Raw genomic sequence first — 23,283 nt, forward strand, 5'->3', positions numbered from 1 at the left:
GATGAATTGGTTCGTGGCCGGCGCGCGTCTTGCTATCGTCGAACCTTCCCCGTTCAACACGCCGGTCGTGCCATGGCCATCTTCAGCTTGCCGGACCCGACTTCGCACGCGATCACGATCCGTGCGAAGGCGCTGACGTTCGACGATCCCAAATCGCGGGTGCTGCTTGAACGCATCCAGCTCGTCGCGCCCAGCGATGCGACGGTGCTCGTCACCGGCGAGAGCGGCACCGGCAAGGAGCTGATCGCGCGCCTCGTGCATTCGCTGAGCGAGCGCCACGACGGCCCGTTCGTCGCGGTCAACTGCGGCGCGTTCTCGGAAACCTTGATCGAAAGCGAGCTGTTCGGCCACGAGCGCGGCGCGTTTACCGGCGCGATCAACAGCCAGCCCGGCTGGTTCGAATCCGCGAATCGCGGCACGCTGTTTCTCGATGAAGTGGGCGACCTGCCGATGTCCGCGCAAGTCAAGCTGCTGCGCGTGCTGCAGGAGCGCGAAGTGACGCCGGTCGGCTCACGCAAGACCGTGAAGATCGACGTGCGGCTCGTCGCCGCGACCAACGTGAATCTCGAAGCCGCGGTGCGTGCGGGCAATTTCCGCGAGGACCTGTACTACCGGCTCAACGTCGTGAAGCTGAGCCTGCTGCCGCTGCGCGAGCGGCCCGGCGACATCGCGCCGCTGATCGAACACTTCATCGATACGTACGCGAAGCGGCTGCGCGTGGCCGCGCCGGCGCTGACGGACGCCGCGCGTGCGCGGCTGCACACGCATGCGTGGCCCGGCAACATCCGCGAACTGGAGAACGTGATCCACCACGCGGTGCTGATCTGCGCGGGCGGCGCGATCGACGTCGGCGATCTGCAATTCTCCGCGCTGTCGCTCGCGCCCGACACGGCCAGCGCGCACGTGGTTGCCGCACCGCCGCGCCGCGCGCGCGACGTGGCCGAAGCGACCGATGCGCTGCGCAACGCGGTGATCGAACTGCTCGATCTAGGCACGCCGGCGTTGTGGCAGCACATCGAGGACACCGTCTACCGCAGCGTGTTCGACTACAGCGAGCACAACCAGCTGCGCATGTCGCGCCTGCTCGACCAGTCGCGCAACATCGTGCGCGCGCGGCTTGCGCAGCTCGGCATCCTGAAGCCGCGCGACGCGGGCGACGCCGACGCGCGGCTGCGCCGTCAGGCGTGATCGCGCCAGCGCAGCGCGCGCTGCGCGATCCGCTCGCATAACGCACTCATGCCGACGGCCAGCGCCGTCACCCCCAGCACGCATACCAGCAGCACGTCGGCGCGCGCGCCGGCCTGCGCGTTCTGCATCAGGCTGCCGACCCCCGCGCCCGCGTTGAACAGCAGCTCGCTGCTGGTCGCGGTGATCCACGCGAACGGCACCGCTTGCAGCACGCCGGCGAACAGGTCGGGCAACGCGCCCGGAATCAGCACGTCGCGCCACAGGCCGACGCGCGTCAGGCGATACGACTGCGCCAGCTCGACATAACGCGGATCGACGCGGCGCAGCCCGTCGAAGCTCGCCGTGGTCATCGGGTAGAACGCGGCGAGCGCGATGATGAGCACTTTCGCGAATTCGCCGGTGCCGGCCCACAGGCTCAGCAGCGGAATCAGCCCGAGCAGCGGCACGTAGCGCAGCGCCTGGAACGCCGGTTCGCACAGCTTGCGCGCGAGCGGCGAGCGCGCCATCGCCGCGCCGAACACGAGCCCGAACGCGACGCCGAACGCGAGCCCGAGCGTCGTGCGGTGCAGGCTCGCGCCGAGATCGGTCGCAAGCTCGCCGCTGCGTGCGAGTTCGACCAGCGCGGCACCCACCTGCTGCAGCGGCACGAACGCGTATTGATGGGCCGCGTCGCCGGACGACGCAACCTGCCATGCGGCCACCAGCAGGGCCGGCACGACGAGGCCGCGTGCGCGGCGGCGCAGCGGGGCGAGAGAAAGGGAGCGTGTCAGGGTCGTCATTCGGATGCGTGTGAAATCAGCGCGCCGGCGTCTGCCAGCGCAATGCGTAGCGCTGCACGAGCGTGATCGTGCGGTCGAGCGCGAAGCCGATCAACCCGATCACCGCGACGTCGACGAGCACCACGTCGAGCCGCAGCATCTGCCGTGCCAGTTCCATCATCTGCCCGATCCCGCTGTCGGCACTGAGCAGCTCGACCGCGACGAGCGCGAGCCACGCGCGTGCGAGCGCGATCCGGATGCCCGTCAGCAGCGGGGGCAACGCGGCCGGCAGCAGCACGTCGCGCAGCAGCGCGAAGCGGCCGAGCCCGTAATGGCGCGCCATCTCGACGAGATCGCGCGGCGCGTCGTGCACGCCCGTGTACGCGGCCAGCGCAACCGGGAAGAACACGGCCTTGCCGACGACGACGAGCTTCAGCGGTTCGTCTACACCGATCAACAGGATCAGCAACGGAATCAGCGTGAGCGTCGGCACTTGCCGCAGCAGGTCGAACGTCGGCCGCAGGTAGTCGGAGAACAGCCGGCTGCGCGCGAGCAGGATGCCGAACGCGGCGCCGCTCGTCGCGCCGATCGCGAAACCGAGCGCCAGGCGATGCAGCGTGATCAGCAGGTTGTCGCGCAGCTCGCCGGTGTCGATCAGCGCGCGCAGTGTCGTGGCGAGACGGCCGGGCGGCACGACGAGCTGCGGCGGGAACCAGCGTTGCGCGCTCGCGAGCCACCACAGCGCGGCGAACGCGACGGGCGTGACCCACCACAATGCGTGCTCGCCGAGCCGTGCGAGGGCGGGCCCGCGTATCGCGCGCGGGCCGTTCGATGGCAGGGCGCGCGTCGACATCAACGGCTCGCGACGCGCGACGCGTCGGCGCGCCAGTAGCCGTCGAGGCCGAGCTGCTTCAACGCGGTCGCGACGAACGTCGGCGCGAGCAGCGCATTCACGTCGACCGGCGTGGATGTCAGGCCGGCCTGGCGGCTGTACGCGACGACGTCGCGATAGTGGCCGGTCAGCGCGGGCGTGAAGAGCGGCGTCCATTGCTCCTTCCACGGCGTCGATTCGTCCGCGTATTCGCGGCGCACGACGCTTTCCGGCTGGCCGGACGCGCTCAGGATCTTCACGTACGCGTCGCGGTTCTGCGGCTGCGAGATCCAGTGCGCGGCGCGCACGTAGGCCGTCGCGACGAGCTGCGTGATGTCCGGGTAGCGCCGCACGAAATCGTCGGACGCCCACAGTTCCGCGCGCATCTTCCAGTCGTCGGGCGCGGTCTTGGTCGACCAGATGATCTTGCCGACGTGCTTGTCGACCAGCGAATACGCGTCGGACAGCGTGAAGAAACCGTCGACGCGGCCTGCCGCGACGGCTGCCGCGCCGGCTTGCGGATCGAGGTTGTAGATCCTGAAGTCGGACAGCTTCAGCCCGTTTTCGGCGAGCAGCTTGCTGAACGTGACTTCCCACGGCCGGCCGCGATTGAGCGCGATGCGCTTGCCCTTGAGATCGACGATCGACTTCTCGGTCGAGCCGGCCGGCACGACGAGATAGGTGTTGCTGCCGACGCCGCCCGGCACGATCAGGCGCGTGCGTGTGCCCGACGCGTTGACGACGACCGACGGCAGATCGCCGTAGCCCGCGAAATCGATGCTGCCGTTCGTGAACGCCTCGTTGACGAGCGTGCCGACCGCCGCGGTCGATACGGGCACCCATTGCAGCTTCACGTGTTTCGCGGCGAGCGCCTTCTCGAGCGACTTGTCGGCGTCGATCAGCGCGGAGGCGCCCGCGTATTGCGTTTTGCCGCCGCCTGAATACGCGACGACGGCGATCCGCACGACCTTGGGCGCGTCGTCTGCGTGGGCGGCCGGTGCGGCGAACGATGCCGCGGCAAGCGGCAGCGCGGCGAGCAGCGCGCGCAGCGGGCGGCGCAGCGAAGCGAAGGAGCGTGTGTGTTTCATGATGATCCGGACAGGTTGGGCGAAGAGGTGTTCACGCGCGCTTCTGCAGCGACGGCCGCAGCACGTCGGCGAGCGGGCGCGGGTCGATCCAGTCGGCGACGTCGAAGTCGGCTTCGAGGAAGCCCCAGTCGTGCAGGAACGTCTTGAAGTCGTCGAGCGCGGCGACCGATTCGTCATCGAGGTTCACGCCGAGATGCCGGTGCAGCTGGTTGCCGTACGCGGCGCGGACCCAGTCGATCGACGACGCGGTTTCGCCGGCCATGTAGTGCGCGGTTTCGTCGGGATGCGTGCTCGCCCAGTCGCCGGCGGCGACCACGAGCTTCAGGAAGCCCGCGACGATGTCCGGATGATTCGCGAGTACGTCGGCGTTGACCGTCAGCGGGCGCGGCGTGCCGTTGTTGTTGCGGATCGAGCGCTCCGGATGGAAGCCGATGTCGATCACGACATGCGCGCCGATCAGCTGCGCGATCTCGAGGCCCGTCGAGCCTTTCACGTAGATCGCGTCGACTTCGCCGCGCAGCAGCGCGCCGGCTTCGGCCGCGTACAGCGCGCGGCTCGAAAAACCGTGCGGCGACGCGAACAGGTTCGCCGCGCGCGCGGGCCCGACGGCCTGCAGCGTGCGCGCGCGCACGTCGACGAGCTCGACGTCGCGGGTGGTCAGCCCGTCGAGGCTCAGCGCGTTGACGAAGCCGCGCAGCGCCGACGCGCGAAAGATGTCGATGCGATCGTCGGGGCGGCTCGGGATCGCGATCCGGCGGCCGCGCAGCGCCTTCACGGAGCGGATGCCCGAATCGGGTCGCGCGAGGATCAACTGCGATTCGTCGACCCACGACAGCCCGATCACGCGCGTGTTCGCGGCGTTCGAGCGCGCCCACATCGCGGGGATGCTGCCGCCCTGGCGAAACGACTGCGCGAGCGTGTGATCGCTGATCGACGACACGTCGTGCCGGGTGGCGCCGCGCGGCGAGCGGATCGCGACGCCGTCGGCCGACGTCTCGCCGTTGAGCCAGCCGAGATGCACGGCGATGCCGAGCGGCGTCGGCACGGGCGATCGGGCGTACCAGAACGTCTGCTGCTTGTCCGATGACGAATCGGGCCTGTCTGTCATGGGTGAGATGTCCTCTCTGGGTAAGCATGGTCGATGCGCGGTCGCGCACGGTGTCGCACGCGCGGGCAGCTCGACGTTGCAAGTTCCGGGCCAGTGAGCGGAAGCGGCGCTGTCGCAGGCGGCGCGGGCATCGCCTCCGATGCGCGGCGCGATCGCCGGCGCCTGGCCTGTTGCGTCAGCAACAGTCGCATCGGCCGCTGTTGCGCCTGCAGCACCGGTGCGGCAGGCGCAACAGCACGGTGCGAGCCTGTGCCGATGCCGCCGGCAAGCATCGGCGCGCATCGTTCGATTGCCGAGAACGCCCGATGCGCAAGGCGTCGCGCGTGCCGATCGGCGGGCCGCCAGCATCGCGGCGATGCGTGTTGGCACACCGCGTGCTTTAAGCCCGGCATACGCGCGGCACGCCGGTGCCGCACGCAATCCGAACGGGCCGACAAGGAGAACCCCGATGGCTGTTGAATTTCTGTGGCGCCTGCCGATGCACGGCGACGGCCGCCGCGCGCACGACCTGCATACGCGTGGCGAATGGAATCGCCAGCGCGCATCGCGCGTCGCGCCGAAAGTCGACGACGACGATTTCGGCTACATCGACTATCTGTCGCAGGTCGCACGCGCGGCCGACATCGCCGGCTTCCACGGCGCGCTGATTCCGATTTTCCGCTTCACCGAGGAACCGTGGGTCGTCGCGGCGGCGCTCGCGCGCGAGACGCGCCGGCTGCGGCTCCTGATCGCGCTGCAGCCGCATTTCGTGCATCCGGTCTATGCGGCGCAGATGGCCGCGAGCCTGCAGCGGGTCAGCCGCGGCCGCGTCGAGTGGAACGTCGTCACGGGCGGCGGCGGGCCCGACCAGCGCGCGTACGGCGACTTCATCGATCACGACAGTCGTTATGCGCGCACCGACGAATTCCTCGATGTCGTGAAGGGCGTGGCGGCCGGTGAGCCGTTCACGTTCGACGGCCGCTTCTACCGCGTCGAAGCCGGCGGCCTGCTGCCGCCGTTGAGCGGCCAGAAGCCGCCGCGCATTTATCTGGCCGGCGCGAGCGACGCCGCGCTCGCGGTCGCGGCGAAGCATGGCGACGTGCACCTGAGCTGGGGCGAGCCGCTCGCGAAACAGAAGGAAGTGATCGACGCCGCACGCCGTGCACTCGACCGCCAGAACGCCGAACGCGACCTGCGTTTCGGCATGCGCATCGACATCCTGGCGCGCGAGACGGAGGAGCAGGCGTGGGCCGAGTTGCGGCAGATGTTCGCGACGGTGGGCGCATCGACGCGCAACGGTTTCGGCGGGCGCGGCGAATCGTCGGAATCGGTCGGCGCGAAACGCCAGTTCGCGCTGCACCAGGGCAACACGCAGCACTTCGACGACCTGATCGTCGGCCCGAACCTGTGGGCCGGGATGTCGCAGATTCGCGGCGGCCCGGGTTGCGTGATCGTCGGCAGCCACGAGCAGGTGGCCGAGCGGCTCGCGGAATACGTCGATATCGGCGTATCGACGTTCATCCTCGCGAGCAATCCGCATCTCGAGGAAGCGTACCGCGTGGGCGAGGAAGTGCTGCCGCTCGTCGACGGCGCGCTGAACGCGCGCGGCACGCAGGCGGCGCTGCGCGTGGCCGGCGCGTGAGCGCGACGGCATTCCCCGCATTCCAACGACAAGGACACACACCATGACGACACTCGCTGCGCAGGCCACGGCCTGCGACGCACTCTGGTACACGCGCTGCCCGGTGCCGACCGCGCTCGGCATCGCCGTGCATCGCGGCTGGTTCGACGAGGAGTTCGGGCCGGACGGCATCGCGCTGCATTCGCTGCAGGAGACGGCCGACGCCGACAAGCGCGAATCGCACTTCGATCACAGCCTGCCGCACTCGTTCCGGCAGGGCGGCAACATTCCCGCGCTGTGGGCGCGGGCGCGCGGCGCCGATACGCGCGTGATCGGGCTGTCGTGGACCAACGAATTCCAGGCGATCGTCACGCTGCCCGAGCGCGGCATCCGCACCGTGCGCGACCTGCGCGGCCGGCGCCTCGGCTTGCCGCGCCATCCGATCAGCATCGACTTCTGGCGCGCGGCCGCGCTGAAGGGATTCCTGAGCGCGCTCGAACTGGAAGGGCTCGGCCACGGCGACGCCGAATGGATCGACTTGCCCGACACGCGCGAGCGCCGCACCGGGCCGGCGTCGTTTGCGCGCGGCCCGCACGAGTACGGGCTGGAGATCGCGGCGCTCGTGCGCGGCGATGTCGATGCTGTGTTCGTGAAGGGCGTCGCGGGGCTCGAAACCGTGCATCTGATCGACGCGCAGGTCGTTATCGATCTCGGCGCGCACCCCGATCCGCTCGTGCGGATCGGCAACGGCACGCCGCGCACGCTGACCGTCGACCGCGCGCTGATCGACACGCGCCCCGATCTCGTGAGCCGCTTCCTGTCGGTCGTGGTTGGCGCGGGCGACTGGGCCGCGCGTCATCCAGCGGAGACGGTGGCGTATATCGGCCGCGAAACGCGCGCGTCCGACGAGTGGGTGCGCTATGCGTATGGCGCGGACGTGCACCGGCATCTGGAAACCGGGCTCGCGCCGACGTCGATCGACGGGCTGGTTGCATTCAAGGACTTTCTCGTCGAATGGGGATTTCTCGAACACGATTTCGATGCGCGCGCGTGGATCGATCCGGCGCCGTTCACGCAGATCGACCGGCACCGCCATGCGTGGGTCGCGTAGCGCGTTGCCGCGCGTCATTGCAAGGAGTCGAACATGACAGGGCTGACCATCGAATACGGCGCGCCGCATGCGCGCCGGCATGCGGTGCGCGCCGCGCCGCGCCCGGCCGCCGCCGCGGTGGCGCGACCGCCGTCGGCGGCGCCGGTCGAGCGGCCGGATACGCGTGCCGCGAAGCCGAACGCATGGCGCGGCGCGGGCGCGGTTGCGCTGGCCGTCGCGGCGCTGCATGCGGGCATCGCGCTGCTGGCCGCACGCGCGCCCGCCGCGCCGCCCGTACAACCGCCGAGGCCGCTGCCGATGACGGTCGAGTTGACGCGGCCGCCCGAGCCGCTGCCGCAGGCCGCGCATCCGCCGCCGGCCGTGCCGCCGAAACCGCTGAAGCAGGCGCCGACGCCGCCGAAGCCGCGCGCGAGCGTCGCGCATGCTGCGCCTGCGCCGCTGGTGGCGCGTGAGGCGGCGCCTGCGGCCACGGCGCCGGCCGCAGCCGCGCCAGCCGTGCCGACGCCGGCTCCCGCCCCCGCACCCGCCGCACCCGTGCGCGAAACCGCGCCGATCGGCGACGCGGCCTACCTGCGCAACCCGGCGCCCGACTATCCGGCGTTCGCGCAGGACCAGGGCTGGGAAGGGCGCGTCGTGCTGCGCGTGCACGTGCTCGCGAATGGCACGCCCGATTCCGTCGACGTGCGCACGAGCAGCGGCCGCCGCATGCTCGACAACGCGGCGGTGGCCGCGGTGAAGCGCTGGACGTTCGTGCCCGCGAAGCGCGGCGACGAAGCGGTCGACGGCTGGGTCAACGTGCCGATCGATTTCAAGCTGGGCTGACCCGCCGGGCAGCCTCACTTTTTTCAAGGAACTCAACTCATGAACGGTATCCCGACCACCTTCATCGTCCAGGGCGCGCTCTGGCTGCTCATCGTCTTTTCCGTCGTCACGTGGACGCTGATCGTCGTGAAGGCGATCCAGAGCCTGCGGGCGAGCGCGCGCAACCGGCGTTACACGCGCGCGTTCTGGGCCGCGAACAGCTTCCACGAGGCCGCCGCGCTCGACGGCGCGAACAGCCCCGTCGGCGAACTCGCCGCGACCGGCTTCGACGCGCTGCGGCGCGCCGACGAGAGCAGCGCGCACGATCTCGAACACAGCTGGAGCCGCCACGATCTGCTCGAACGCCATCTGCGCCAGCAGATCCACAACGCGCGCCGGCGCGAGGAAGCGGGGCTCGCGGTGCTCGCGTCGATCGGCAGCACCGCGCCGTTCGTCGGCCTGTTCGGCACCGTGTTCGGCATCATCCACGCGCTGACCGCGATCGCGCACAGCGCGTCGGCGAGCATCGACGTCGTCGCCGGGCCGATCGGCGAGGCGCTCGTCGCGACCGGGATCGGCATCGCGGTCGCCGTGCCGGCCGTGCTCGCGTACAACTTCTTCGTGCGGCGCGTGAAGGCTGCTTCGGCCGATCTCGATGCGTTCGCAACCGATTTCGTCACGCTCGCACAGAAGGCCGGCTTCCGCGTGCCGGCCGCCGTGCCCGCACCCGCGCCGGCACACCGTTCCGGCGAAACCCGTCAGGAGGCGTTCGCATAATGGCTTTCTCGTCCTCTTCCGACAACGACGACGTGCTCAGCGAAATCAACATCACGCCGCTCGTCGACGTGATGCTGGTGCTGCTCGTCGCCTTCATCGTCACGGCGCCGCTGCTCAACAACGCGGTGCACGTGAATCTCCCGAACACCGTCGCCACGGCGCCGGCCGACCGCAAGCCGAACGTCACCGTGAGCGTCGACGCGAAGGGCGTCGTGTATCTCGACAAGCGCGCGGTCGCGCTCGACACCGTGCCGGCCGAGCTGGCCGCGCTGAAGGCCGGCCGGCCCGACGTCGCGCTCGACCTGCAGGCCGACGAGCACGTGCCGTACGGCACCGTCGCGAAGCTGATGGCCGCGATCGAGCACGCGGGCATCACGCGGCTGTCGGTGCTCACCGCGCCGCGCGGCTGACGCGCCTTTCTCGACTCCTTTCCCGAACGCATCCATGAGCAACACGGCTTCATACAACGTCCGCTCGATCTGGTACACGCGCTGCCCGGTGCCGACGCCGCTCGGCATCGCCGCGCACCTCGGCTGGCTCGACAGCGAATTCGCCGGCGACGGCATCACCGTGCGCGCGCTGCAGGAAAGCCAGCACGCAGCGCTGCATCACGCGCTCGTCGATCATTCGCTCGACAACGCGTTCCGGCAGGGCGGCAGCATTCCCGCGCTGTGGGCGCGCGCGGCCGGCGCCGACACGCGCGTGGTCGCGCTCACGTGGGTCGACGAGGCGCAGGCGATCGTCGCGCTGCCGGAAACCGGCCTGACGCGGCCGAAGGACTTGCGCGGGCGCCGCATCGGCTTGCCCCGCCGCGACGGCGAACGCATCGACATCTTCCGCGCGGCGGCGCTGCGCGGCTTCGTCAGCGCGCTGTCGCTCGACGGGCTCGGCCCCGGCGACGTCGAATGGGTCGACGTGAGCGCGTCGAACCTGCGCGCGCCCGTGTCGACGCCGCTCACGCGCGACGCGGCGTTCAGCCATCCGGCGAGCCTGACGAGCCGCCGGCTCTATGCGGCCGAGGCGGCCGCGCTGGTGCGCGGCGACGTCGACGCGATCTACGTGAAAGGCTCGCTCGGGCTGGAAACCGCGCACCTGATCGGCGCGCAGCCGGTCGTCGACATCGGCTTTCATCCCGATCCGCAGATCCGCATCAACAATGGTTCGCCGCGCCCGCTGACCGTCAACGCGTCGACGCTCGAGCGCCATCCCGACATCGTCAGCCGTTTTCTCGCGCGCGTGACCGATGTCGAAGGCTGGGCGCGCGAGCACGAAGACGAAGTGCTCGGTTATCTCTGCCGCGAGACGGGTTCCGGCCACGACTGGCTGCGGCTCGCGTACGGCGCCGACGTCCACCGGCGGCTGCGCACCGATCTCGACGAAGCGTCGATCGCCGCGCTCGACGATTTCAAGCGCTTCCTGGTCGACTGGCAGTTCCTGCCTGCCGATTTCGACGTGCGCGCGTGGATTGACCGACGCGCGCTCGACGGCATCGCGACGCTGTCTCGCGACGCCGCGCGGTGAGCGCGCCGGCACGCGTCGCCAACGCATGGCGGCGCGAGCGTTTCACCGGCGGCTTCATGCTGCTGGCGCTCGCGAGCGGCACGACGATCAGCATGGCGCAGCTCGCGACGACGCTCTACGCGCTGGCGCTCGGCGTGGACAGCGCGCGGCTCGGCATCATCGCCGCGATGGAGCCGCTCGGCATCGCGCTGATGACGCTGCCGGCCGGGCTGCTCGTCGCGCGCTACGGCGCGCGGCGCGTGTACTTCGCCGCGAGCATGGGGCCGATGCTGCTCAATCTCGTCGTGCCGTTTACCGGCGCATGGCCGCTGATCGCGCTCACGCAAGGGCTGATCGGGCTGTGCATCCCGTTCCGGATCGTGTCGATCAACGGCGTGTTCCTCGCGCGTCTCGCGCAGATCGGCCTCGCGCGCGCGGGCTGGTATCGCGCGGCGATGTCGGTCGGCACCGGCATGGTCGGGCCGTGGCTCGCGAGCTGGCTGATCGGCGCGCATGGCGCGGGCGCGACGTTCTGCGCGGCATCGGCGAGCTTCGCGGGCATGGCGCTGTTCAGCCGGGTGCTGCTCGGCGATGCGGAGCAATTGCCGCGCGGCGCGCAGCAGGCAACCGGCGGGCTGCGCGCGTTGCTGGCGCTCGCGTGGACGCACGACGTGCGCGAGCAGCTCGTGCTGGAGGCCGTGAACAGCGCGACACGCTCGCTTGCCGCGACGTATACGGTGGTGCTCGCGATCCAGTCGCTCGGGCTGTCGCAGACGCGGGCCGTCGCGCTGCTCACATTGCAGGGCGCCGTCGCCGTGATCGCACTGTTCGGGCTCGGGCACGTCGCGCAGCGAATGACGGAGCGCCGTTGTCATGCACTCAGCTTCGCGGGCGCCATCGCCGGGCTGCTCGCGCTCGGTCTTGCGCGCGACGCATGGATCGTCGGCGCGGGGCTCGCCGCGCTGTGCACCGGGTCGTCGCTGCTGCATCTCGTCAACATGCAGCGCCTCGGCCGCCACCCGGCCGACAAGAGCCAGGTGTCGAGCCTTTACAACCTGGCATCGATGACCGGCGCATTCTGCGGCCCGCTGGCCGGCAGCGCACTCGCGCCGGTGGTCGGGTTGCCGGCCGTGTTTCTGTGCTGGCTGCCGGTCGTCGCACTGGCGGCGCTCGCATTGCAGCGTTCGCGTATGCGTCGCATCGCGCTGCAAACGCTGCCCGCGAAGCTGTCCTGATCGCTTTCGACGTGTGCGTCGCGCGATGCAGCGGTGTTGCGTGACAAACAGTTCGCACCACATCACAGATGCGCAGGCAGCAACACGTGCGCGGCACACTCGCCGGAAGCCCCGTACGACGGGCTTTTCGATGCTGGCATCCGAATTGCATTACAGAACCCGTGCGTCGCGCACGCACGTGCGTTCAACCGATCAAACAGGATGACTCATCGATGTTCAGGAAAAAACTCATCGTTACCGCACTGGGGGGACTGCTGACGGGCGGCACCGTATCGCTGCCGGCATGGGCAGAGGACGGCGCGGCGACAGCGGAGGCGCCGGACGCGAAACCGGCGCAACAGGCGCCGGACGATGCGGCCGCGGCGAAGCCGAAAGCGGCCCGCTCGACTCGCGGCGCGGCCACGCGCGAAACGAATCTCGGCACCGTGACCGTGACCGCGCGCCGGCGCAAGGAAAGCATCCAGGACGTGCCGGTCGCGGTGAGCGCGCTGAGCGGCGATACGATCCGGAACAACGAGTTGCGTGTGGTCAACGACGTGACGAAGTACGTGCCGAACTTCACCGGGCAATCGACCGAGGGGCGCGAGCGGCCGCGCTGGTTCATGCGCGGGGTCGGCAGCAACGATCCGTCGGACCTGTCGCTGAGCCCGATCGGCGTGTACTTCGACGACGTGTACATCAACAGCGTGTTCGGGCAGGGTTTCCCGCTGTTCGACCTCGACCGCATCGAAGTGCTGCGCGGGCCGCAGGGCACGCTGTGGGGCAAGAATACCGTCGGCGGCGCGCTCAGCATCACGTCGCAGAAGCCGACCTTCGACGTGAGCGGCTACGGCAAGATCGGGCTGGGGCAGTACAACAGTCGGCTCGCGGAAGCCGCGATCGGCGGGCCGATCGGCAAGAACGACGTACTGGCCGCGCGCGTGTCGGTGTATCACGAGAACGCCGACAGCTTCTACACGAACACCGTGCAGCAAGGGCGCTTCGGCGGCTTCCACGACAACGCGGTGCGCTTCCAGGTGCTGGCCGTGCCGACGTCGGACACCGACTTCCTGTTCAACATCCACGGCCGCAACTACACGGGCGGCGGCAATGCGTGGCATGCGCAGGGCGCGGGGCCGGGCGGCGCGAACCAGTTCGGTTTCGTCGGGGCGACCGATCCGTACACGGTGTCGCTCAATGCGCCGTCGAGCGATCACATCTCGACGTGGGGCACGTCGCTGACCGCGCACTGGCGCATCAACCCGGCCGTGTCGCTGACGTCGATCACCGCATTCGAAGGGCTGCATCGCTGGTATCAGGACGACGAGGACTATTCGCCGTTCGATGCCGCGCGCACGCACGACCGCCTGTCGAGCCGCCAGTTCTCGCAGGAATTCCGGCTCGAATCGCCGCAGAACGACCGGCTGAGCTGGATCCTCGGTACGCATCTGTTCACCGAGCAACTGGCCGAGCAAGGCGCGGGCGGCGGCCTGCCGGGTTCGCCGTCGCCCGCGTTCTACCACCTGACCGACCTCACGCAGCACACGCAGAGCGCGGCGATCTTCGGCAGCGTGAAGTACCGCTTCACCGACCGCTTCAACGTGACCGGCGGGCTGCGTTACACGATCGAGCGCAAGACCATCAACCTGACCGGGCTGCAGGACACGGGCAATGTGACGTTCAGCGATCCGAACAGCTGGTGGGCGCCGTCGTCGGTCTCGTCGCCGCTCGCGGTCAGCGCGCAGCAGAACCAGTCGAACACGTGGCGCGCGCCGACCTGGGATCTCACGCCCGAATATGCGCTCAGCAACAACGTGCGTGCGTATTTCCGCTATGCGCGCGGGTTCCGCTCGGGCGGCTACAACGGCAACGCGTATACGCAGAGCACGGTGTCGACCGTCACGCCGGAGTACCTGACCGATTACGAAGTCGGGATCAAGAGCGAATGGTTCGACAAGCGGCTGATCGTCAACGCGAGCGTGTTCCACTACGACTATCGCGACATCCAGGTGTTCGCGCTCGCGCCGAACCCGTTCGGCGGGCCGCCGGTGTCGACGCTGTCGAACGCGGGGCAGGGGCGCGCGGACGGCTTCGAGCTGGAGCTGAAGGCGCAGCCGGTCAACAGCCTCTACCTGTTCGCGAACCTCGGGATGCTGAACACGCGCTACACGGAGTTCCGCAATGTGCCGACCGCCGTCGGCAACTCGTTCGCGCGTTCGCCGCACACGACGCTGAACGCGGGCTTCTACTATCGCGTGCCGGTGTCGTTCGGCACGCTGACGGCGGGCGGCGACGTGAACTACCGCAGCCGTGAATACTTCAGCGCGACGCGGCAGACGATGCCGCAGCTGTGGCAGGGCGGTTATACGGTGCTGAACGCGCACGTGTCGTACACGACGCCGAACCAGAAGTACATCGTGACGGGCTACGTGACGAACCTGACGAACAAGGTTTACAAGAAGCTCGAACTGCTGCCGTCGTATGGCGCGTACCCGGTGCTGTACGGCGATCCGCGCACGGTCGGGATCACGCTGACCGCGAAGATCTGATGCGCGACGCATGCCGCGGTGCGGGTGCCGGATGCATCGGCGCGGCGGCGGGTCGCGCGATAGATCGTTATTGCGCGACCCGAATCGCGACCTTGCCGAAATGCTGCGCCGACTGCAGGTACGCATACGCCGGCGGCGCTTCGTGGAAGCCGAACACGCGATCGACTGCCTGCGTCGGACGACTGACACGCGCACGGCGCCGTGCACGGTCGGCCGACGCGGCGTATGATCGCCGCACAACGGATAGCACGGAGGCACGCAGTGATGAACAGGAAGCTGCAGATCGTGATCGTCATCGGCATCGCGATGACCGTGCTCAACGTCATCCATCACCTGATCCGCCAATGATGCGCCGGCCCGCATGCTGCCCCGGCGCACGCGACGCAGCCGCCCATCCAATGATGCGATGCGAGCGCACATGACCGCGATCGATACCGCGACGACCCGCCGGCAACCGGGCTGGCTGCGCCTCGCGCCGGCGTTGTTCCTGCTGTTGTGGGCAAGCGGCTTCGTGTTCCTGAAGCTCGGCCTGCGTTATGCCGATCCGCTCACGTTTCTTGCGTTGCGCTATGCATGCGTCGTCGCGCTGCTCGCCGGCCCGTTCCTGTGGCTTCGCCCCGCGTTGCCGCGCACGCGGCGCGAATGGCGCAATCTCGTCGTCGTCGGCCTGTTGCTGCAGGCCGGTTATTTCGCGTTTACGTACCTGAGCCTGAAGCTCGGCATGTCGGCCGGCGCGGTGGCGCTCGTCACGTCGCAGCAGCCGATCCTCGTCGGGTTGCTCGCGCCGATGATCGCCGGCGAGCGTGTCGGCGTGCTGCGCTGGATCGGGCTTGCGCTCGGCGCTGCAGGCGCGGTGCTCGTGATTTTCGCGCGCTCGTCGGTCGACGTCGCGTCGCCGTGGGCGCTGGCGTTCGCGCTGCTCGCGCTCGTGAGCATCACCGGCGGCACGCTGTGGGAAAAACGCTTCGGCACCGACGTGCATCCGGTCACCGCGAACCTCGTGCAGTACGCGGTCGGCCTGGGCGTCACCGCGCCGCTCGCGTTCGCGCTCGAACCGATGCACGTGCAATGGACCGCCGGCCTCGCCGGTTCGCTCGCGTACCTCGTCATCTGCAATTCGCTGATCGCGATCTCGCTGCTGCTCGCGATGGTGCGATACGGCGAAGCGTCGCGCGTCTCGGCGCTGTTCTTCCTGATTCCGCCCGCGACCGCGCTGATCGCGCTCGTGGCGCTCGGCGAGACGATCGGTGCGCTCGCATGGCCGGGCATGGCGCTCGCGGCGGCCGGGTTGTTTCTCGTGATGCGTTACTGAACGCCCGCATCTCACATATCGAGACGACATCCCGTTAATTGACGCGAATTTCGCGCGACTCCTAGACTCTGCTGCATGACGCCGCGCTTCACGCGGCGCGACGATGGCGCTGCCGCGCGGCGCCCGTACCGCCCCGCGAGACGATCCAGGAGACATGCCGATGAATGCTGCCGCCCCGCAGCTGCACGCCGCGACGATGCGGCGGCTGAACCTGCGCCTGATTCCGTTCCTGATGCTGCTGTATCTCGTCGCGTACATCGACCGCTCGAACATCTCGGTCGCGGCGCTGCAGATGAACGCCGACCTCGGCCTGAGTGCCGGGATGTACGGGCTCGGCGCGGGGCTGTTCTACGTGACCTACATCCTGTTCGAGGTGCCGAGCAACCTGTTCCTCGCGCGCGTCGGCGCGCGTCGCTGGATCGCGCGCATCATGATTTCGTGGGGCATCGTCGCGGCCGCGATGAGCGCCGTCCATACACCGGGGCAGCTTTATGCGATGCGCCTGCTGCTCGGCGCGGCCGAGGCGGGCTTCACGCCGGGCATCATCTACTACCTGTCCGGGTGGTGTCCGCAGAGCGATCGCGCGCGGGCGATGTCGTTCTTCTATATCGGCGCGACGCTCGCATCGGTGATCGGGCTGCCGTTGTCGGGTGCGCTGCTGAACCTGAACGGCGTACTCGGCATCGAGGGCTGGCGCTGGCTGTTCCTGCTCGAAGGCGTGCCCGCGGTGCTGCTCGGGTTCGTCGTGCTGCGCCGCCTGCCCGACACGCCCGCGCATGCGCGCTGGCTGCCGGCCGACGAGCGCGCGTGGCTCGAAGCGACGCTGCGCGACGGCGCGCCGCGCGAGCACCTGTCGCACGGCGCCGCGCTGCGGCGCGCGTTCGGCGACGGCAAGGTATGGGCGCTCGCCGCGTTCTGGCTGTTGCAGGCGTTCGGCACGATCGGCCTCACGCTGTTCCTGCCGCTGCTCGTGAAAAGCCTGTCGGGGCAGTCGAGCTTCGCCGTCGGCAGCCTGTCCGCGCTGCCGTTCCTGTTCGCTTGCATCGCGATGTACCTGAATGGCCGCCATTCCGATCTCGGCGGTGAGCGCGCGCTGCACCTCGGCGTGCCGATGCTACTGGCCGGCACGCTGCTGATCGCGGCGATCTATACGCCGGCGCTGCCCGTCGCGTATGCGTTGCTCGTGCTCGCGGTCGGCTTCAACTGGGCCGCGACGCCGGTGTTCTGGGCCGTCACGACCGAGTATGTATCGGGCCTGACGGCCGCCGCGTCGATCGCGCTGATCAATGCGGTCGCGAACATCGCGGGCCTCGCGCTGCCGCCGGTGATGGGGCGGATCAAGGACGTCACGCATTCGTACGATCTGGCGCTGCTGCTCGTCGCGGTCGCGCTGCTGGCCGGCGGCGTGCTCGCATTGCGCATCGCGACGCGGCGCGTGATGCGGGTCGCGGCGGGGCGGGCGGGCTGAACGGCGAGCGCGGGCGAACGGAAGCGCGCGAACGCACGCGTTTTGCGAGGCTGCGGCACAATCGTGCGGCAGCCTCGCGCCAGGCGGCACGATCGCGCGGGCATGCACGCCGTCCTTCCGCCTCTCTCGCCAAAGGCACGCACATGTCATCTCGAACTTTCGTCGTCACCGGCGCGTCGCGCGGTATCGGCTTCGCGGTCAGCACACGCCTTGCGCAGCGCGGCCATCGCGTCATCGGCCTTGCGCGGCGCGCACAGGGCGTCGACTTTCCCGGCGAATTGCTCGCATGCGATCTCGCCGACATCGAACAGACTGCCGCGACGCTCACGCAGATCGGCGAGCGGCACGACGTCGACGGCATCGTCAACAATGCCGGCATCGTGCTGCCGCAGCCGCTCGGGAAGATCGACTTCCAGTCGCTGCAGGCCGTGCTCGATCTCAACGTGCGGGCCGCGATCCAGGTCACGCAGCATTTTGCCGAGGCAATGAAGGCGCGCCGCTACGGGCGCATCGTCAACGTGTGCAGCCGCGCGATCTACGGCGGGCTCGACCGCACCGCGTATTCGGCGGCGAAGAGCGCGCTCGTCGGCTGCACGCGCACGTGGGCGCTTGAGCTGGCCGAACATGGCGTGACCGTCAACGCGGTCGCGCCGGGCCCGATCGAGACGGAACTGTTCCGCCAGACGCGGCCGGTCGGCAGCGAGGCCGAACGCAGGGTGCTCGCGACGATTCCCGCGCGCCGGCTCGGCACGCCCGACGACGTGGCGGCTGCGATCGCGTTCTTCCTGGCCGACGAAGCCGGCTTCGTCACCGGGCAGGTGCTGTCGGTGGACGGCGGCGGCAGTCTCGGCGGGCGGAGTTGATGTACCGCGATCCGGGCCCTCGGACGCGGCCCGCATCGCATATTCCCGCGCCCCGTTAGCATGTGACGAATCCGACTTTGGGGGCCGCGCGCGCGACGCTAAGATCGCCGATCCCGTAGATCGAGCGTTCACAACAATGAAAAAGTCCGCAGCGCCGTTACATGCTTTCCGTTTCCGTGTGGTCTGCGCCGCGATTGCCGGCGCGCTGTCGCTTGCCTCGTGCGGCGGCGTCGACAGCGATGCGCCGCCGTCGCAGGCCGACGCGACCCCGCCGCAAGGCAACACGACGCCGCCGCTCGCCGCGAAACGTCCGAACATCCTGTACATCATGGCCGACGATCTCGGCTATTCCGACATCCATGCGTTCGGCGGCGAGATCAACACGCCGAACCTCGACGCGCTCGTCGCATCGGGCCGCATCCTGTCGAACCATCACACCGGCACCGTCTGCGCGATCACGCGCGCGATGCTGGTGTCGGGCACCGATCACCATCTCGTCGGCGAAGGCACGATGGGCGTGCCGACCGACGAGCGGCGCGGGCTGCCCGGCTACGAGGGCTACCTGAACGACCGCGCGCTGTCGGTCGCGCAACTGCTGAAGGACGCCGGTTATCACACGTATATCGCCGGCAAGTGGCACATCGGCTCGGGGATCGTCGGCAGCGCGACCGGCAGCGGGCAGACGCCCGACCAATGGGGCTTCGAGCGCAGCTACGTGCTGCTCGGCGGCGCGGCGACGAACCACTTCGCGCACGAACCGGCCGGCTCGTCGAACTACACGGAAGACGGCCGCTACGTGCAGCCCGGCCAGCCGGGGCAACCGGGCGGCGCCGGCGGCAGCCCGGCGGTGTTCTATTCGACGGATTTCTATACGCAGAAGCTGATCTCGTACATCGATTCGAACCAGCGCGACGGCAAGCCGTTCTTCGCGTATGCGGCATACACGTCGCCGCACTGGCCGCTGCAGGTGCCCGATCCGTGGCTGCACAAATACGCGGGCGTCTATGACGCCGGCTACGACGCGATCCGCAACGCGCGAATCGCGCGGCAGAAAGCGCTCGGCCTCATTCCGGCGGATTTCAAGCCGTTCGACGGCCTGCCCGAAACGACGACGGCATCGCCCGCGACCGCGAACAACGGCACCGCGAGCGCGAAATACATCAGCGCGGTGCATTCGGCCGCGGACGGCTACAGCGACTACGGCCCCGGCAAGGTCGACAAGCTGTGGTCGAGCCTGTCGCCGGCCGAGCGCCGTGCGCAAGCGCGCTACATGGAGATCTACGCAGGGATGGTCGAGAACCTCGACTACAACATCGGCCTGCTGATCCAGCACCTGAAGGACATCGGCGCATACGACAACACGTTCATCATGTTCCAGTCGGACAACGGCGCGGAAGGCTGGCCGATCGATTCGGGCGCGGACCCGACGGCGACCGACACAGCGAACGCGCAGCAGCCGACCTATTCGGCGCTGGGCACCGACAACGGCAAGCAGAACGCGCAGCGCCTGCAGTACGGGCTGCGCTGGGCGGAGGTGAGCGCGTCGCCGTTCCGGCTCACGAAGGGTTATTCGGCCGAAGGCGGCGTGTCGACGCCGACGATCGTGCGCCTGCCGGGACAGTCGCAGCAGTCGCCGACGCTGCGCGCGTTCACGCACGTGACCGACAACACGGCGACCTTCCTCGCGGTCGCGGGCGTCACGCCGCCGTCGCAGCCGGCGCCGCCGCTCGTCAACACGCTGACGGGCGTCGACCAGAACAAGGGCAAGGTGATCTACAACAACCGCTACGTGTATCCGGTCACGGGCCAGTCGCTGCTGCCGGTGCTCACGGGCTCGGCGACGGGTGAGGTGCACACGGCCCCGTTCGGCGATGAAGCCTACGGCCGCGCGTACCTTCGCAGCGGCGACGGGCGCTGGAAGGCGCTGTGGACCGAGCCGCCGCTCGGGCCGCCCGACGGTCACTGGCAGCTTTACGACCTCGCGTCGGATCGCGGCGAGACGACCGACGTGTCGGCGCAGAACCCGTCGGTGATCCAGTCGCTCGTCGCGCAGTGGAAGACCTACATGAGCAACGTCGGCGGTGTCGAGCCGTTGCGTCCGCGCGGTTATTACTGAGTCCCCGTCACTGTCGCTTCGCTTCAGGCGCCCCGAGAGGGGACGTCATGCGAGGCGGCAAACCCGGGGCGGCCCGGCATTTTCTTGAAAGGACGACACGATGCGGTTCCGGTTCTGGACGATCGGCGCGGCGCTTGCCGCCACGCTGTTCGCCGCCGCGTTCGCGGCCGGTTATGCGAGCCCGGCGGCGCCGGCGGCCGGCGTATTCGACGATGCGAATCGCGGCCGCGCGCTCGCGCCGCTCGGCTCCGAGCGGCAGTGCGAGCGCTATTCGGGGCTGCCGGCGCACTGGCGCGACGACCCGAAGGCCGGGATGGTGCATCTGGGCGGCGGTGCGTTCGTGTTCGGCAGCACGCGGGGTTATGCGGACGAGCGCCCGGTTGGCGACGGCCGCACGCGTGTCGGCGGATTCTGGATCGACCAGACCGACGTGACGATCGCGCAGTTCGCCGCGTTCGTGCAGGCGACCGGCTACGTGACCGAAGCCGAGCAACAGGGCGGCGCGGCCGTGTTCCACGTGCCGACGCGCGCCGAAATGAATGCGCGCGACCTCGCGTGGTGGACCTGGGTGAAGGGCGCGTCGTGGCGCACGCCGCGCGGGCCGGGCAGCAACGTCGACGGGCTCGGCAACCTGCCCGTCACGCTCGTCACGCAGCGCGATGCGCTCGCGTATGCGCGCTGGCTCGGCCGCGACCTGCCGACCGAAGCCGAATGGGAATACGCGGGCAAGGCCGGCCGCGACGACGCATCGCTCGACGCGGCGCCGCGCGACGCGCAGGGCAAGCCGGCCGCGAACTACTGGCAGGGTGCGTTCCCGGTGCTCGATACGGCCGAGGACGGGCATGCGGGGTTGGCGCCGGTCGGCTGCTACGCGGCGAACGGCTTCCGGCTCTACGACATGATCGGCAACGCATGGGAATGGACGAAGGACGCGTACACGGGCCCGCATCAGTCGCACACGAACGGCGACACGGCGGCCGTTGCGCCGCCGACGCGCCGGCACGATACGCCGATGGTCATCAAGGGCGGCTCGTTCCTGTGCTCGCGCGATTACTGCGTGCGCTATCGCGCGTCGTCGCGCGAACAGCAGGAGGCCGATCTCGGTGCGTCGCACATCGGCTTTCGCACGATTCTGAGGGATGCTTCATGAAGCGCATCGCGCGATTCGTTTCGGTGTGGCTGCTGGCCGCGTGCGGCGTCGTGCAGCATGCACCGGTCATGGCGGCCGAATCCGCCGCGCCGGCCGTGCGCGTCGGCGTGACGCGCGGCGTGCATGCGCAGATCATGGACGAAGTGAAGCGGGTCGCCGCGTCGCGCGGGTTCGGCGTGGATGTCGTCGAATTCGACGATGCGTCGCGCATCGACGCGGCACTCGCGGACGGGCGGATCGACGCGGCCAGCTTCGAGGATGCGCAACAGCTTGCCGCGACGCGCGCACAGCAGCGTCATGCGCTGACCGAAGTCGCGCCGACCGTCACGCTGCCGATGGCGCTGTATTCGCGCAAGCTGAAAAGCCTGAACGAACTACAGCCCGGCGCGACGGTCGCGATTCCGGCCGACCCGCGCGGAATGGCGCGCGCGCTCGTGCTGCTGCAGAACGACACGCTGGTGACGCTGCGCGAAAAGGCCGGCCTGCACGCAACGCTGCGTGACGTGACGGGCAACCGGCTCAGGCTGAAGCTCGTCACGCTGCGCCACGATCGTCTTTACGCGGCGCTCGACACGGCCGCGTTCGTCGCGATCGACAGCGACGACGCCGCGCGCGCCGGGCTGCAGCCCGCGCGCGACAGCATCAGCATCGAGGATGCGCGCTCGCCGTATGCGAACGTGCTGACGGTGCGCAACGCCGATCGCGCGAAACCGTGGGTCGCGCAACTCGTCGCCGCGTATCACTCGGACGACGTCGCGCGCTTCATCCTCACGCGCTACCAGGATTCGGTGCGGCGGCCGTGGTAGACACGTACCTGCTCGCGTGCAACGCATGCGGACGCTGCTGCAACAGCGCGCCTGCGTTGTCGTTGCGCGAACTGTTCCGGCATCGGCGGCGCTTCGTCGGCGCGCTGACGATCCGTCGCGTGCCGAAGCATCGCGTCGGCGAACGCTGGCGTGCGGGCGGGCGCGAGCATGCGCTCGACGCGGACGACGTAGCCGCTGCGGATGCGCTTGCGGCGCGCCTGTTTCATCGTATCGGCGGCCCGGGAAATTCGGGCGGCGAATGGGTTGCATTGACGCTGCAGGGCTACGACTATCCGTCGCTCGGCCGTTGCGCGGCGCTCGCCGACGACGGCCGCTGCAGCGTGCATGCGGACAAGCCGTCGATTTGCGGCGCGGTGCCGCTCGATCCGCTGCTGCCGGACCGGTTGCAGACACGCGTGCTCGCCGCGCGGCGCGACGATGCGACCTGGCTCGGCGCGAACTGCATCGTCGAAGCAGGGGATGAAATGCGTTCCCCCGCATCCGTATTCCCGATTCCACTGGTGACGGCCGGGCACGTGGCCGACCGCATCGCGCTCGACACGCATCGCGACGCGCTCGTGTTCGAGCGAGCGGTATGGCGCGATGCCGTGTTCGCCTCGCTGGCGGAGAGCGGGCAGGGCTTGCGTGACGCGGTATCGCGGCTCGCGCCGGGCGGCTACCTGACCGTGTCGATCGTGCCGGTGCTGCTGGCCGTCGCGCAGGTTTCCGCGCATTGCCGCGCACTGTGCATCGGCTTCATCGACGATCAGCTTGCGTTGATCGGCGCGAGCGTCGACGCTGCGCTTGCGCGCCGACATGCCGACGATCGTCCCGCGACGCGCGAATTGCGCGGCTTTGCGCAGGCGCTCGAGCGTGCGCGTCACGCGCTTGCGGCGATGCCGGCGCCCGCGGCCGACGCGCCGCGCATCGACGCGTGGCTCGACGATCGGCCCGACACCGGCACGCTCGCCGCGTGACGATCGCGGCACGCGGCGCGTGCCTT

At 69.4% G+C, this 23,283-nt stretch carries 21 protein-coding genes; 17 read left to right on the forward strand and 4 right to left on the reverse strand.

Going from position 1 to position 23,283, the window contains the following annotated elements:
• Positions 1-72: 72 nt before the first annotated feature.
• On the forward strand, positions 73-1,188 hold the full coding sequence (locus tag BBJ41_RS30360) for a sigma-54 interaction domain-containing protein (RefSeq protein WP_069749859.1): 1,116 nt from the start codon (positions 73-75) through the stop codon (positions 1,186-1,188).
• Here the strand turns inward: BBJ41_RS30360 and BBJ41_RS30365 are convergent.
• Genes BBJ41_RS30365 through BBJ41_RS30380 form a run of 4 tightly spaced genes read right to left on the reverse strand, consistent with a single transcriptional unit; the run spans position 1,179 to position 5,013 of the window.
• A complete protein-coding gene (locus tag BBJ41_RS30365; protein WP_069749860.1) occupies positions 1,179-1,967 on the reverse strand; it encodes an ABC transporter permease in 789 nt (262 codons plus the stop codon). The genes BBJ41_RS30360 and BBJ41_RS30365 overlap by 10 nt on opposite strands.
• 16 nt (positions 1,968-1,983) lie before the next feature.
• Positions 1,984-2,799, reverse strand: a complete 816-nt coding sequence (locus tag BBJ41_RS30370; protein WP_069749861.1) for an ABC transporter permease — start codon at positions 2,797-2,799, stop codon at positions 1,984-1,986.
• On the reverse strand, positions 2,799-3,905 hold the full coding sequence (locus tag BBJ41_RS30375; RefSeq protein WP_069749862.1) for a PhnD/SsuA/transferrin family substrate-binding protein: 1,107 nt from the start codon (positions 3,903-3,905) through the stop codon (positions 2,799-2,801). Before BBJ41_RS30375 ends, BBJ41_RS30370 begins: the two co-directional genes overlap by 1 nt.
• Positions 3,906-3,936: 31 nt before the next feature.
• On the reverse strand, positions 3,937-5,013 hold the full coding sequence (locus tag BBJ41_RS30380; RefSeq protein ID WP_069749863.1) for an ABC transporter substrate-binding protein: 1,077 nt from the start codon (positions 5,011-5,013) through the stop codon (positions 3,937-3,939).
• Positions 5,014-5,461: 448 nt separating this feature from the next.
• Here BBJ41_RS30380 and BBJ41_RS30390 point away from each other — a divergent pair, with 448 nt between their 5' ends.
• The 16 genes from BBJ41_RS30390 (at position 5,462) to BBJ41_RS30460 (ending at position 23,257) form a co-directional block, all read left to right on the forward strand.
• Positions 5,462-6,634 carry an LLM class flavin-dependent oxidoreductase gene (locus BBJ41_RS30390; protein WP_069749865.1) on the forward strand — a complete coding sequence of 391 codons (1,173 nt, stop codon included), beginning with the start codon at positions 5,462-5,464 and terminating at the stop codon, positions 6,632-6,634.
• A gap of 43 nt (positions 6,635-6,677) precedes the next feature.
• On the forward strand, positions 6,678-7,724 hold the full coding sequence (locus BBJ41_RS30395; protein ID WP_069749866.1) for an ABC transporter substrate-binding protein: 1,047 nt from the start codon (positions 6,678-6,680) through the stop codon (positions 7,722-7,724).
• Between the two features lie 33 nt (positions 7,725-7,757).
• The gene (locus BBJ41_RS30400; protein WP_069749867.1) at positions 7,758-8,546 is read left to right on the forward strand and encodes an energy transducer TonB; all 789 of its coding nucleotides are present in this window, start codon (positions 7,758-7,760) and stop codon (positions 8,544-8,546) included.
• 39 nt (positions 8,547-8,585) lie between these two features.
• Positions 8,586-9,302, forward strand: a complete 717-nt coding sequence (locus BBJ41_RS30405) for a MotA/TolQ/ExbB proton channel family protein (protein WP_069749868.1) — start codon at positions 8,586-8,588, stop codon at positions 9,300-9,302.
• A complete protein-coding gene (locus tag BBJ41_RS30410; protein WP_069749869.1) occupies positions 9,302-9,712 on the forward strand; it encodes an ExbD/TolR family protein in 411 nt (136 codons plus the stop codon). The genes BBJ41_RS30405 and BBJ41_RS30410 overlap by 1 nt, the downstream gene beginning before the upstream one ends.
• Positions 9,713-9,746: 34 nt before the next feature.
• Positions 9,747-10,823 carry an ABC transporter substrate-binding protein gene (locus tag BBJ41_RS30415; protein WP_069749870.1) on the forward strand — a complete coding sequence of 359 codons (1,077 nt, stop codon included), beginning with the start codon at positions 9,747-9,749 and terminating at the stop codon, positions 10,821-10,823.
• Entirely contained in the window at positions 10,820-12,037 is a 1,218-nt protein-coding gene (locus BBJ41_RS30420) for an MFS transporter (protein ID WP_069749871.1), read from the forward strand. The genes BBJ41_RS30415 and BBJ41_RS30420 overlap by 4 nt, the downstream gene beginning before the upstream one ends.
• A 212-nt stretch (positions 12,038-12,249) precedes the next feature.
• Positions 12,250-14,565 (forward strand): TonB-dependent receptor, encoded by a 2,316-nt coding sequence (locus tag BBJ41_RS30425; protein WP_069749872.1) that lies wholly within the window; start codon positions 12,250-12,252, stop codon positions 14,563-14,565.
• A gap of 225 nt (positions 14,566-14,790) precedes the next feature.
• Positions 14,791-14,913 (forward strand): hypothetical protein, encoded by a 123-nt coding sequence (locus BBJ41_RS41935; protein ID WP_257786472.1) that lies wholly within the window; start codon positions 14,791-14,793, stop codon positions 14,911-14,913.
• Between the two features lie 70 nt (positions 14,914-14,983).
• Positions 14,984-15,877 (forward strand): DMT family transporter, encoded by an 894-nt coding sequence (locus BBJ41_RS30430; protein ID WP_069749873.1) that lies wholly within the window; start codon positions 14,984-14,986, stop codon positions 15,875-15,877.
• Positions 15,878-16,037: 160 nt separating this feature from the next.
• Positions 16,038-17,345 (forward strand): MFS transporter, encoded by a 1,308-nt coding sequence (locus BBJ41_RS30435; protein WP_069750447.1) that lies wholly within the window; start codon positions 16,038-16,040, stop codon positions 17,343-17,345.
• Positions 17,346-17,488: 143 nt separating this feature from the next.
• On the forward strand, positions 17,489-18,208 hold the full coding sequence (locus BBJ41_RS30440; protein WP_069749874.1) for an SDR family oxidoreductase: 720 nt from the start codon (positions 17,489-17,491) through the stop codon (positions 18,206-18,208).
• A 136-nt stretch (positions 18,209-18,344) separates the two neighbouring features.
• A complete protein-coding gene (locus BBJ41_RS30445; protein WP_069749875.1) occupies positions 18,345-20,324 on the forward strand; it encodes an arylsulfatase in 1,980 nt (659 codons plus the stop codon).
• Positions 20,325-20,424: 100 nt separating this feature from the next.
• A complete protein-coding gene (locus tag BBJ41_RS30450; RefSeq protein ID WP_069749876.1) occupies positions 20,425-21,474 on the forward strand; it encodes a formylglycine-generating enzyme family protein in 1,050 nt (349 codons plus the stop codon).
• Positions 21,471-22,280, forward strand: a complete 810-nt coding sequence (locus tag BBJ41_RS30455; protein ID WP_069749877.1) for a MetQ/NlpA family lipoprotein — start codon at positions 21,471-21,473, stop codon at positions 22,278-22,280. The genes BBJ41_RS30450 and BBJ41_RS30455 overlap by 4 nt, the downstream gene beginning before the upstream one ends.
• Positions 22,274-23,257: a YkgJ family cysteine cluster protein gene (locus BBJ41_RS30460; protein WP_069749878.1), complete on the forward strand. Its 984-nt coding sequence runs from the start codon at positions 22,274-22,276 to the stop codon at positions 23,255-23,257. Before BBJ41_RS30455 ends, BBJ41_RS30460 begins: the two co-directional genes overlap by 7 nt.
• The last annotated feature ends 26 nt before the right edge of the window (positions 23,258-23,283 follow it).

The organism is Burkholderia stabilis, assembly GCF_001742165.1.
Classification (GTDB): domain Bacteria; phylum Pseudomonadota; class Gammaproteobacteria; order Burkholderiales; family Burkholderiaceae; genus Burkholderia; species Burkholderia stabilis.